Below are 11,427 nucleotides of genomic sequence, written 5' to 3' on the forward strand. Positions count from 1 at the left end.
CCGCTTATTTCATGACCTGGGTTGCCTGGTCTGACATGTAGGTGAACAGCCAGTAGCCATTCCATGCCCAGAGATACAGGGTGAGTAACCAGCAGAAATATCTCAGGATAACCTGTTTGCCCGGTGTGAGCGTCTTCATCAGATAGGCGATGGCAATAGGAATGATGAATATCCAGTGGCAAGCCATGATATACATCTCGTTCAGACCGAATCCCATCACAAAATGGATGACGATGTCTAATCCTAGCCAGCTCAGTACCAGGAGGAAGAATTTGTGCCGGATGCCAACCACGATGCCGATGATGAACAGCAGCGAGATGATGGCTTCGATGACATAATTGAATGCATAGTTATACTTCACGATGGTAGGGCGGTTTACGCACATATCGTCCAGGAGATAAGAGTCGTGGAGCTGGATGGATTCTCCCATCATGTTGTGAATCAGGGCATCGGTCCTGGAAGTTGACGTATCGGTCCATTTCCAGAATCCCTCCTGCTTCATCGGTTCTCCGGTATGTGCCAGAACCCAGGCATGATGGATGGAATCCTTGCGCTGCTGTTCCGGGTCTTTGGCATGTGCCTTTACCTCAATCTGCTTGTCTGCATGAAACTGGGGCTCCCTTACCTCCGTATAGATAAGATAGGCAGTAGTTACCAGCAGGATGGCTGGCAGAATCATAGCCACGAGATTCTTAGGGGCAAAGACCTTCCTGCCGTTGGTAAACCAGGCTGCCAGATAGGTCTTGGCAATGTTGCTGAGGGTGACTCCTCCGGTCAGGAAACTGAGGATGCCGATGGTCCAGGCAGACAGTTGGCGTCTCTCCTTCATCGCCATGCCTGCCAGATACAGCGTCATGGTCAGCATGAGGAGCGACCAGCAGAAGTGGTCCGGTACCAGCATGGATACCATCACCATACCGAAGGAATAGAGCATGGCAGAGAAAAGAATGCAGTCTTTCTTCTTCAGTTCTATGATTTCCCGGAAGATGCGGTATACGAAGATGAAGGAATAGAAGGCGCTTGCTATGAGCAGGATTGCCATGAATATCATCGCATAGTTGGTATCGCCCGAAGATATCAGTTCCTTATTGATGAGATAGAAGGGATAAAGGATGACAGCAAAGAGCGGATGGCGCGGAATCTCGAAATAGAGTTTGCCATTCGACATAAAGATATACGACCATGCATCAAAGCCGGATACATGGAAGGTTTTGGCGAATAACTGCCAGAAGCTGACGTGGTGCGCTCTGAGGAAAAGGTTGCCGTATTTGTAGAAGAACAACCCGTTGAGCAGTACGAATACCAATAGAGCCACGAGGCCCGGTATCCTTTCTTCTTTCTTTATTTTAAAAATATTCTTCATTGTCTTATTCTTATTTTGGGTGCAAAGTTAGTGTAAAAAATTGATTGTGAGAAGAAAAATGAGGAAATATTTCGTTTTGTCTGGTTTTTGTGGCGGTTTTATTTGGCGTTGTCTTCTTTTTAAGTTATCTTTGCAGAGGTATAGTACTGAATTTGCTAGTAAGCTCCACACGCCCTGAAAGGGCAGAAGCTCCTAGCCCAGGGCAACACCCTGGGTTTTTATGGGCGCAAACTTGTCGCCCTGTAAGGGCAAAAGCTTTAAAGAACTAGTCAATTTACAAGGCTTTTGCCCTTACAGGGCGCCTTGCTGGTTGCTGTTTATACCCAGGGTGTTGCCCTGGGCTAGGAGCTTTTGGGCCTTCAGCCCGTTCTTAAACCACTTGTGAAAGTTCAGTATGGTATATTGAGTTGGCTAATGATGTAAATAAGAAATATATATGAAACAACCAGCTAAGATTGATGTCGCCGTATTGATGCTCTTCTTCAATCGTCCCGACAATTTTCAGAAAGTGTTCGACGAGGTGAAGAAGGCTCGTCCCGCCAAGTTGTTCCTTTATCAGGATGGAGCAAGGGGCGAACGTGACGTGCCGGGTATCGAGGCTTGCCGTCAGATTGCATCAGATGAGAATATTGATTGGGAGTGCGAGGTTCACCGCTCTTATCAGACAAAGAACCAGGGATGCGACCCATCGGAGTATCTCTCCCAGAAATGGGCTTTCTCGATGGTAGACAAGTGTATCGTACTGGAAGATGACGATGTGCCGAGCCAGTCGTTCTTCCCTTTCTGCAAGGAGATGCTCGACCGCTATGAGCACGATGAACGCATCGCCATGATTGCCGGATTCAATGAGGATGAGATAACGCCCGATTGCGAGGACAGCTATTTCTTTACCTCTATCTTCGCTATCTGGGGATGGGCTTCCTGGCGGCGCGTGGTGGATAAATGGGAGGGTGACTATGCCTTCCTGCGCGACAAGCAGGCTATGCAGCGTCTGCAGTCGCTGGTGAAGCAGCGCGGATACCGCAAGGATTTCATTCCGATGTGCCGGGATCATGCCCATAGCGGCAAGGAGTTTTATGAGAGTATATTCTGGGCTTCGATGCTGCTGAATTCCAGTCTGGCTATCATGCCATCCAGGAATCTCATCAACAATCTGGGTCTCTCTGCAGATTCTACCCATTTTGCGGGTAGCATGAAGACCACCCCGAAAGCTTACCGCCGTATCTTCACGATGAAGCGCCATGAACTGGAGTTTCCGCTGAAACATCCTAAATATGTGGTGGAAAACGTAGATTTCAAGGAACGGTTGTACAAGACCAATGCCTGGGGACATCCGCTCATCAAGATGTCGCGCTCTCTGGAGGAACTGCTGCTGAACTTGCGCTATGGCAATTTCTCGGGTATCTTCAAGGCAATGGGGCGCCGCTGGCGCAAAATGCTGGGAAGTGATAAGCACGTTTAATCGCAGACTCAAGTTTCGCAAGTTCAGAAGTTAAAGGAGTTAAAGAAGTTAAAGAAGTTATCACTCCCTACGGTCGTTCGGGAAGTTAAGAGACAATAGTCTTCTAGCTTAAACTTAGGACATTTGTCCCTTAACTTCCCTCTAACTTCCCTTAACTTCCCCACATGCGAAAGATCTTTTATTTAGCAGAAATATCCGATAATCAGGATGCCGTTATATATCAGCAGGAAGAGTCCTATGGTGAGCAACAGACTCTTCAGACAGAGGCTGTAGCGCTGATGCCTGGTTTCTTTCAGAAGGAAACCGATGGCGATAGGGAGGGCATATATCCAATGGCCTGACATGATATATACTTCGTTGAGACCGAATCCGAGTCCGATATGTAGCAGCATGTCGAGGCCGAAATACGACATGACCAGCCAGAGATACCTGCTCTTTCTGCCAGCCCAGATGCCGGCAAGGAACAGGATGATGATAAGTGCCTCTACGATATAGTTGAAGGCATATCGGTAGTTGACGAACATCGGGCGGTGGCGCAATTCATCCTGCAGCACGTAATCCTGATGCAGCTGGATAGATTCGCCCATCAGGTTCTCTACGATAGACAGGGTTCGGGAACTGGTGGCATCGGTCCAGTTCATGAATTCGCCTTTCATGATAGGGGCACCTTGCTTAGGTCCTCTTTTCTTTCTGGCTTCATTCCGGGCCAGTTGCTTTGCCTTCTGTATGCTGTCGTTCTTGGCTTTCTGTGCTATTTCTTCAGGCGTAATAATCTTCAGACCTCTTTGGATGGAATCTTTTGTCAGCGAATCCTTTATCTGTTTGAGTTGTGCCATACGCTCCTGTCGGGCTTTCTTTTCGGCAGCCTTCTTGGCTTTCATCTCCTTTCGTGCCATCTCGACAGGCCATACGAAGGTGCGGTATTCCCATCGGCAGAATCCCCATAGCAGGGCTGCTGGCAGGATGACTGCCAGAAGGAGATATTTAGGGCAGAAGAAACGCTTTCTGTTGACAAAGAGGGCTGAAAAGAAGATTTTCAGACCATTATTGAGTGATGTGCCGGCTGTCAGAACGAAATATACCACCGTTTGCCATATCTTGAGCGGGTGGTTATGTTTGATTCTGCGTCCGGAGACGTAGAGTGCCAGAATGAGCAGCAGCATGGAGATGACGAAGTGGTCGGGCACGATGCAGGTTACCATGACGTAGCCGAAGGAGAAGAACAGCAAGGTGAGAATAGAGGATGTTGCCTTGTCCAGTTCCAGCACTTCGCGAAAGATTCTCTGCAGGAAAAGGGTGGCATAGAACCCGCAGAACATCTGGATGATTACTGCGATGAAAAGGGCACAGTTGTAACCTGTGAGTTTCATCAGTCCCATATTGATGAGGTAAGGGATATACATGTAAAAGGCGAGCAGCGGGTGGCGGTATACATTATATGCCGCATTCCAATCGCTTAATACCCAATAGGTTAAAGGGTCGAAACCGGATACGCAGAAGTGGCGGATGAAGTTCTTGTAATAGTCATCCGTAACGAGGGTAAAGGTACCGGCATAGCGGGCTATCACTACACCGTTCAGTATGGCCAGTGCCAGGAAGATGCCCAGTGCGAGCCATCTTTCCTCTTTCTTGATTTTAAAAATATCGAATATCTTTTTCATATCTTTTTTTTATCGTGTTTTGGGAATCCCCTTATTTCTTCAGGAAGAACCTTACCAGGAGGAAGTTTACCGGGATGCAGATGCAGAGGGTGGGTATCATAGCCAGTTGTTTGGCTAGACCCAAGCCTACGAAGAGGTTGAGGCAGAGGGTCTGCATCGAGTAGTTGACGATGTGGGAGAGGGTGAATCCTGCTCCGCGCTTGGCATTCGCCTTTACCTTGAAGGTATAGCGGGTACTGGCGATGAAATTGAAGATGAAACTCACGATATAGGCGATGGTGTTGGCTGTGGTAGCCAGACTGTGGTCGCCCATGTTGGGGATGAAATGGGTCAGTGCCGGCATCATAGCCAGGTAGATGACATATTGCAGTACCGTAGCCAGTCCGCCTACGATTCCGAATCTGATGACTTCGCCCAGCTTCTCTCGCTTGGCATCATCCATATTATTTATCTTGTTCTTGATATTCATGTTGCAAAAGTACTTCAAAATCTCCAAATTACCAAATATATCCTGGTATTATTTATCTCAGTATCTTTCCTTTTCCGAAGAGATAAGCCAGATGGGTCTTCTCCATCATCTTGGCGATGCCGATGCTTCCGGCTATAGCGATGAAAATGGTAACGAGGGCAAAACAGATTTCGCTCCTGTCCCAGCTAAAGAGGGGATGATAGAACTTGGCTGCCATCGTAAAGATAGGGTGGAAGAGGTAGATGGGCAGCGTGTTGCGGCCTATATATAATAAGGTGTCCTTGATTCTGCTGGTTACTCTTGCCACTTTTTCTATCTTCGGACTGAAATCCTTGAAGCGTTCGGGAGTATCGAACAGGTGTTGCAGGAACAGTAGGGTGCTGATGCAGCACCAGCAGGAGAAGACGACAGCCAGACTTCCCCAGTTGTACCAGTCGTTGCGGTAGAGCAGATAAATCCATAGGAAGATGGCAAAGAACTCGTGGCGGAACAGCTTGCTCCACTCCATTTTGCTCTGTCGGATGACCACGCCGATGAAGTAATAGGCAGCTGCGCTTGCCGACAGGGCTGGCGTTTCTGATATCAGAAGCAACGTAACAGCGAAGACGAAAAGACTGGCATAGGTATCTCTTTTCGTATAATTCTTGCGTAAATCATTCCAATTCCTTCCATGGAAGCAGAAGTAGTAGAGTGCTCCGCAGATAATCATGGTCTGGATGAACCAATAAGGACCGATGGAAGTAACGAATATCTTCTCACAAATCTGAGAGAGGGAGAGTTCCGTGATGCCATCTCTCACCGGCATGAAATAGGAGAGGACCGAGAATCCTGTCACCATGATGACGTAAGGTAAGGCGAGACATTTCAGATAGTTTCTCATCTGTTTTCCTGTCTTCTCGATATTCACGAGATAGCCCGTGATGATGAGGAAGGTAGGCATCATGAACGAGAGAATGCCTGCCTTGAGTTGGGGGTATGCGTTGCCGAAGCTCACGATATGAATCAATATCATGAGAATAATGAGGATGGCTCTTATCCAGTCGATGTCTGTATTCCTTTGTTTCATAATGAATATATTCAAAATCTTTACTTGTTGGTGTTACAATTGGGGGCAAATATACATAAAATATTCTTTTCCTCAAAATCTTTTTGCCTAAAATTCCCCCAGATTCTCAAAATCTTGCCTGTGTAAGTCTTAAAGAACTGTACGGCACGGGCTGAAAGCTCAAAAGCTCTTAGCCCAGGGGGATAATAGCAATCTACAAGGTATTCTATAGCCAAATCGAAGGAAAATTGCTCGATTTGGCTAAAGAATCCTTGTTTTTCTCGGATATGCGCATTCGTAATCGTATGGCTGATTTCGTGGCAGAAACAGGGATAAAAAGTGGCATTATCCCAACGATGATTACTACTTTTGGCGTGCGCCTTACGCAGTATGCAGCCTTGGCTCAAGTACAAATTACAATGGATGACCTGTTCGTATAAATTCGTATAAACAAATACGAGGACTACCTCCACTTTGGGGAACTGCTACAGTCCACTTTGGGGAACTGCTACAACCTGCCACTGTTAGCCCCGACTTTTGGATAGAATTAGCCATTGTTTGCCCCGACTTTTGGATAAAATTAACTATTGTTTGCCTTGACTTTTGGATAAAAGTTGTATCTTTGCACTGAAAATCAATAAATTACGCAAAATGGCATATTACAAACGAAACATAGATAAAAAACTCCTGGAATGGAAGGTTTCTCAAAGAAGGAAACCTTTGCTTATACGTGGAGCCAGACAAGTAGGAAAATCTTCTGCTGTACGTCAGTTAGGCAAAGCGTTTAAGTACTTTGTGGAGATAAATTTAGAGAGTCAACCATCCATAAGAGGACTCTTTTCAAAAGATATTGACGTGCATAGAACGTGTGAAGGCATAAGTGCAACTACCGGAATCCCTGTAATACCTGGAGAAACTCTACTCTTCATAGATGAGATACAAGTTAGCCAGGAAGCAATCATGTCGCTCCGTTATTTCAAAGAGGATTATCCGGAACTACATGTCATCGCAGCCGGCTCATTACTGGAATTTACCTTAGAGGAACTTCCTTCCTTTGGAGTGGGGAGAATACGTTCACTCTACATGTACCCTTTTTCCTTTGATGAATTTCTCATGGCACAGGGACTGGATACCACTATAAGTTACAAGCAGCAGGCATCACCCTCATCTCCGCTTCCTGATGCCGTTCACAACAAACTGGTAGACCAGCTGAAGACCTTCTATCTGGTGGGTGGCATGCCTGCAGCAGTTACAGAATGGATTGAGACCCAAAGTTATTTGGAATGCGCTCATGTCCATAACGATATTCTGGATACCTATCAGGACGATTTTGCCAAGTATAAGTCGCGTATATCTCCAGCTTTATTGAGAAAGGTCTTGCGTTCCGTTGCTTTGCAGGCTGGCAGTAAGTTTGTTTATAGACAGGTTGCCGATGATGTTCATTCTTCGGTCATCAAAGATGCACTTCATCTATTGACATTAGCAGGACTCATAAAGCCGGTAACCCATACTGATGGAAATGGAGTTCCACTTGGTGCAGAAGAGAATAGTAGCTACAGAAAATACCTTTTCTTAGATTTGGGGCTGATGCAAACCATGTTGGGTACTCCTGCAGCTAATATCCTTTTGGCTTCGGATGTTGATTTTGTCAATAAAGGGGCGGCTTCAGAAATGTTCGCTGGCTTGGAACTCGTCAAGAATCACGACTGTTTCCAAAAGGCAGAGATGTACTATTGGCAGAATCTGTCAAAAGGAGCCAATGCAGAAATTGATTATCTGGAAGCGAAAGATGGTGTGGTTATACCGATTGAAGTGAAAGCTACTACCAGGGGCAGTATGCAAAGTTTATGGCTATTCATGAGAAAGAAAGCGCTCCATCATGCAGTTCGTACATCCTTAGAGAATTTTGGAGAGTTTGAATACATTGATAAAGAATCTCAAAATGCCTGTCGCCACGTAGATGTAATCCCACTTTATGCAATGAGTAATTTATGCAAACTAAGCGTTGCTCCGAAAGGGGATTAATGGCAACGTCAGGCGTAAGAGGTAAAGGTCGACAAGTTTTCATTTGGTATAGTATCTTTACAATTTTATCTTTCGAAAGAGTGCGGAAGTTTGAATCAAAACAGGCTAACAAAGGTTACATGTAGGGACAGCATAACGAACATGCTGCCCCTTTTTTCGTATTATTGGCATTACGCAAAACGGACTTTCAGGAGACTCTGAGAGACGGAAGAGAGTGACTATCCGGCTACAAATGCTGCTCTGGATGACAGGAAGCCTAAATTGCTAATTTTTGTAAAACACCAGAGAGAAGCGACATTTTTATCGAAAAAATCCCTTTTAGTTGTCGCATTCCCCCACCAATGCGACACCTAAATGATAGGAATGCGACACATAGGCAGGGGAATGCGACACCTTTTTCCAAATATTTTTTGTATATTTGCGGCATGATTGCGAGATTGGAGCCATGCCGGATTGCTGTCCGGCATACCTGTTCATCATGCAGGCAAGCCTCTTATGTTTCCAGGAATGATCTTCGCTCTGATGATCCAATGGACATGATAGCGAAGCCTATCCCATCATAGAGGAAAGCTCCTGATCTTTGCGATAAACTGGCAAGCAGATATATAAGACAAAATATTAACATTAATCATTTATAACAAAACGTGTATGAAAAAGAAACAATTACACAAATCGAATTGGCTCGTCACGATGCTGCTGCTCGTGATGGCTATCCTCATGCCTTATGGGGGGGCATGGGCACAAACACCTTCCAAGCCTTCCATTGGTGATGGAGTAGACAATCCTTATCAGATATCCACAGCTGCCGAACTGGCGTGGTTCCGCGACTATGTGAACGGAACTATTGGGGACGAAGGCGAAGCAGCAGGAACTACTCACTCATCAGCATCTGCAAAGCTGATTGCTGATATCGACTTGTCTGAGTTCTGCCATGCGAAGGATGCCGCCAAGAATACTGATGAACTCAGCTGGACTCCTATTGGTAACTCTGGTAATAAGTATCAAGGTACATTCGATGGCAACGGGAAGACCATCAGTAATCTCTACATCAATGCCACCTCTAATTATACCGGTTTCTTCGGCTATGCTGATAGGGGCAGCATCAAGAACATCACGTTCAATAAAGCGAAAGTAAAGAATGATAAAGCAGATACTGGAATTTTGGCAGGAAACGCAGGTTCTTGTATTATTGAAAATATCAAGACCTTGGCAAACTGTTCGGTAGAAGGAAAAAACTACGTTGGCGGAATAGCAGGAGATGCTAACGGCAACATCAGCAACTGCGAAAACCGTGCAACAGTGAAGGGTATAAGATCTCTCGGAGGAATTGTAGCTGCCTATTCCGGTAATTCCATCACTTCATGCGCCAATTATGGTACCGTAACATGTGCGAACGGAATCGTTGGTGGCATGGTTGGAACTTTTGCCTCTGGAACCATTCAGAACAGTGCCAACTATGGCGATGTAACAGGAACTTCTTATGCCGGAAATTTGATAGGAAATGCTCAAAGTTGCAATCTGAACAATGTGCTTGGCACTGGTAATGTTACTGCTACTTCTGATACAGAGCGTGCCGGTCTCCTTGTTGGACACATAAACAATTCCTCCAGCACCGCTTCTGGCATCTTGGCATACAACAGCAGCGCGAAGCTTACCATCAATGGAACAGAGCAGACAGGTGATGCAGTCAAGGCTATCGGATATGGCTCATTGACATCTGCCGAAAAGATAATGGCATTTACTGAAGAACAGTTGAAGAGCGGACTGGTTGCCAATCAGCTTCAGAAAAACATATCAGGAAGTGCAAAATGGGGGCAAAAACTGAACACAAACGATTATCCTTTACTTGGCTCTGCTGATGAGGTTTACTTGGATGGTAATGTGACAATGACTTGTTTAGGCGAGCTGGAAGGTACAGGTACATTTACCAATACCAAGCCTGCAAAAGAGGGCACATTTACATTTAAGCATGGCGATAGTCCCAAACATCACAAATTCGTGGCTGCTACCTGCACCACAGATGGCAACATCGAATATTGGGAATGTAATCTTTGTCATAAGTCTTTCTCGAACGAGCAGATGACACAAATGGTGAGCAGTCTTGTAGTATTATCAGCTACCGGACATGAATATGATGAGAACGACAAGTGCACGAAGTGTCTGCAGGAAATTCCTTTCTTGAAATTGGGCAACAATGCCATAACAATCGAAAAGGTATTTGGCGATAGGAATGAAATCAGCGGTTACAACCTTTATAAATATACAGCTCCAGAAGATGGCACATTGGAGGTGAGGGCAAACAGCAACGGTAAAGATACCTATGGTACCCTGTGGGAGAGCCGTACGGCTGAATATTACTTGACATATAATGATAATATCAATGGCATTGACTTCAAAATCACCTATACAGTAACGAAAGGCACCACATATTATATCGGTGCACGAGAATACAATGGCAATGCCATCGAAGGCGAAGTCAAGCTGAATGTAAAACTGAATGGTATTGATTATGAATTGCCAGCAGGTATGATTGGTAAAGGAACCGAGGCGGAACCATTTGTGCTGAAGACGGCAGAGCATCTGGCATGGTTCCGTGACTACGTGAATGATAATCATCCTAGCACCTGTACAAAGATTGCCGATGATGTGGAAGAAATTGATATGAGCACTGTATGCCATAAGGCTGATACCGAAAAGCAGGTAACAGAGCTCAGCTGGACTCCTATCGGTAACTCAGATAATATGTATCAAGGTACATTCGATGGCAACGGGAAGACCATCAGTAATCTCTACATCAACGCCACCTCTGGTGATGCCGGTTTCTTCGGCTATGCAGGTAATGGCAGCATCAAGAACATCACTTTCGACAATGCGAAGGTGAATAGTACTGGTAATAATACTGGAATTTTGGCAGGATACGATGGGTATTGTATTATTGAAAACATCAAGACCTTAGAAAAATGTTCGGTAGAAGGAATTGAAAACGTTGGCGGAATAGCAGGATCTACAATTGGCAACATTATCAACTGCGAAAACCATGCAATGGTGATGGGTGCATCCTGTGTAGGAGGTATTGTTGGTTATTATGACGGTTCCTACAGATCCATCACTTCATGCGCCAATTATGGTTTTGTAACAGGAAGTGCGGCTAACGTTGGCGGCATGGTTGGATATTTTATCGCATCCCCAGGAACCATTCAGAATTGTGCCAACTATGGCGATATAACGGGAACTTCAAATGTCGGAAACTTGATAGGAAATGCTCAAAGTTGCAATCTGAACAATGTGCTTGGCACTGGTAATGTTACTGCTACTTCTGATACAGAGCGTGCCGGTCTCCTTGTTGGACACATAAACAATTCCTCCAGCACCGCTTCTGGCATCTTGGCATACAACAGCAGC

Annotated in this window: 7 protein-coding genes and 1 pseudogene; 4 read left to right on the forward strand and 4 right to left on the reverse strand. The window is 45.5% G+C overall.

Annotation, left to right across the window (positions count from 1 at the left end):
* Positions 1–4: 4 nt before the first annotated feature.
* Positions 5–1,363, reverse strand: a complete 1,359-nt coding sequence (locus tag KSW37_RS06050; protein WP_217313647.1) for a DUF6080 domain-containing protein — start codon at positions 1,361–1,363, stop codon at positions 5–7.
* Between the two features lie 436 nt (positions 1,364–1,799).
* Here KSW37_RS06050 and KSW37_RS06055 point away from each other — a divergent pair, with 436 nt between their 5' ends.
* Positions 1,800–2,825 (forward strand): hemolysin activation protein, encoded by a 1,026-nt coding sequence (locus KSW37_RS06055; RefSeq protein WP_118415554.1) that lies wholly within the window; start codon positions 1,800–1,802, stop codon positions 2,823–2,825.
* Between the two features lie 182 nt (positions 2,826–3,007).
* Here KSW37_RS06055 and KSW37_RS06060 read toward each other — a convergent pair whose 3' ends face one another.
* From KSW37_RS06060 to KSW37_RS06070, 3 genes are read right to left on the reverse strand one after another with little or no spacing between them, the layout of a single operon-like run.
* A complete protein-coding gene (locus KSW37_RS06060) occupies positions 3,008–4,486 on the reverse strand; it encodes a DUF6080 domain-containing protein (protein ID WP_217313648.1) in 1,479 nt (492 codons plus the stop codon).
* Positions 4,487–4,517: 31 nt separating this feature from the next.
* Positions 4,518–4,955, reverse strand: a complete 438-nt coding sequence (locus KSW37_RS06065) for a GtrA family protein (RefSeq protein WP_153080216.1) — start codon at positions 4,953–4,955, stop codon at positions 4,518–4,520.
* A gap of 52 nt (positions 4,956–5,007) precedes the next feature.
* On the reverse strand, positions 5,008–6,021 hold the full coding sequence (locus tag KSW37_RS06070) for an acyltransferase family protein (protein ID WP_217313649.1): 1,014 nt from the start codon (positions 6,019–6,021) through the stop codon (positions 5,008–5,010).
* 236 nt (positions 6,022–6,257) lie between these two features.
* Here KSW37_RS06070 and KSW37_RS06075 point away from each other — a divergent pair, with 236 nt between their 5' ends.
* From KSW37_RS06075 to KSW37_RS06085, 3 genes and pseudogenes are all read left to right on the forward strand, one after another.
* Positions 6,258–6,440, forward strand: coding sequence for a hypothetical protein (locus tag KSW37_RS06075; RefSeq protein WP_217313650.1), 183 nt, complete (start codon positions 6,258–6,260; stop codon positions 6,438–6,440).
* Positions 6,441–6,651: 211 nt separating this feature from the next.
* On the forward strand, positions 6,652–8,025 hold the full coding sequence (locus tag KSW37_RS06080) for an ATP-binding protein (protein WP_217313651.1): 1,374 nt from the start codon (positions 6,652–6,654) through the stop codon (positions 8,023–8,025).
* Between the two features lie 648 nt (positions 8,026–8,673).
* Positions 8,674–11,427: pseudogene (locus KSW37_RS06085) on the forward strand (hypothetical protein); the annotation flags it as partial.

Origin of the sequence: Segatella copri (assembly GCF_019127135.1) — a bacterium.
Classification (GTDB): Bacteria; Bacteroidota; Bacteroidia; order Bacteroidales; family Bacteroidaceae; genus Prevotella.

Coding starts and splice junctions, on each gene's coding strand:
- KSW37_RS06050 (WP_217313647.1), bottom strand. CDS start 1,363: ATGAAGAATATTTTTAAAATAAAGAAAGAAGAAAGGATACCGGGCCTC.
- KSW37_RS06055 (WP_118415554.1), top strand. CDS start 1,800: ATGAAACAACCAGCTAAGATTGATGTCGCCGTATTGATGCTCTTCTTC.
- KSW37_RS06060 (WP_217313648.1), bottom strand. CDS start 4,486: ATGAAAAAGATATTCGATATTTTTAAAATCAAGAAAGAGGAAAGATGG.
- KSW37_RS06065 (WP_153080216.1), bottom strand. CDS start 4,955: ATGAATATCAAGAACAAGATAAATAATATGGATGATGCCAAGCGAGAG.
- KSW37_RS06070 (WP_217313649.1), bottom strand. CDS start 6,021: ATGAAACAAAGGAATACAGACATCGACTGGATAAGAGCCATCCTCATT.
- KSW37_RS06080 (WP_217313651.1), top strand. CDS start 6,652: ATGGCATATTACAAACGAAACATAGATAAAAAACTCCTGGAATGGAAG.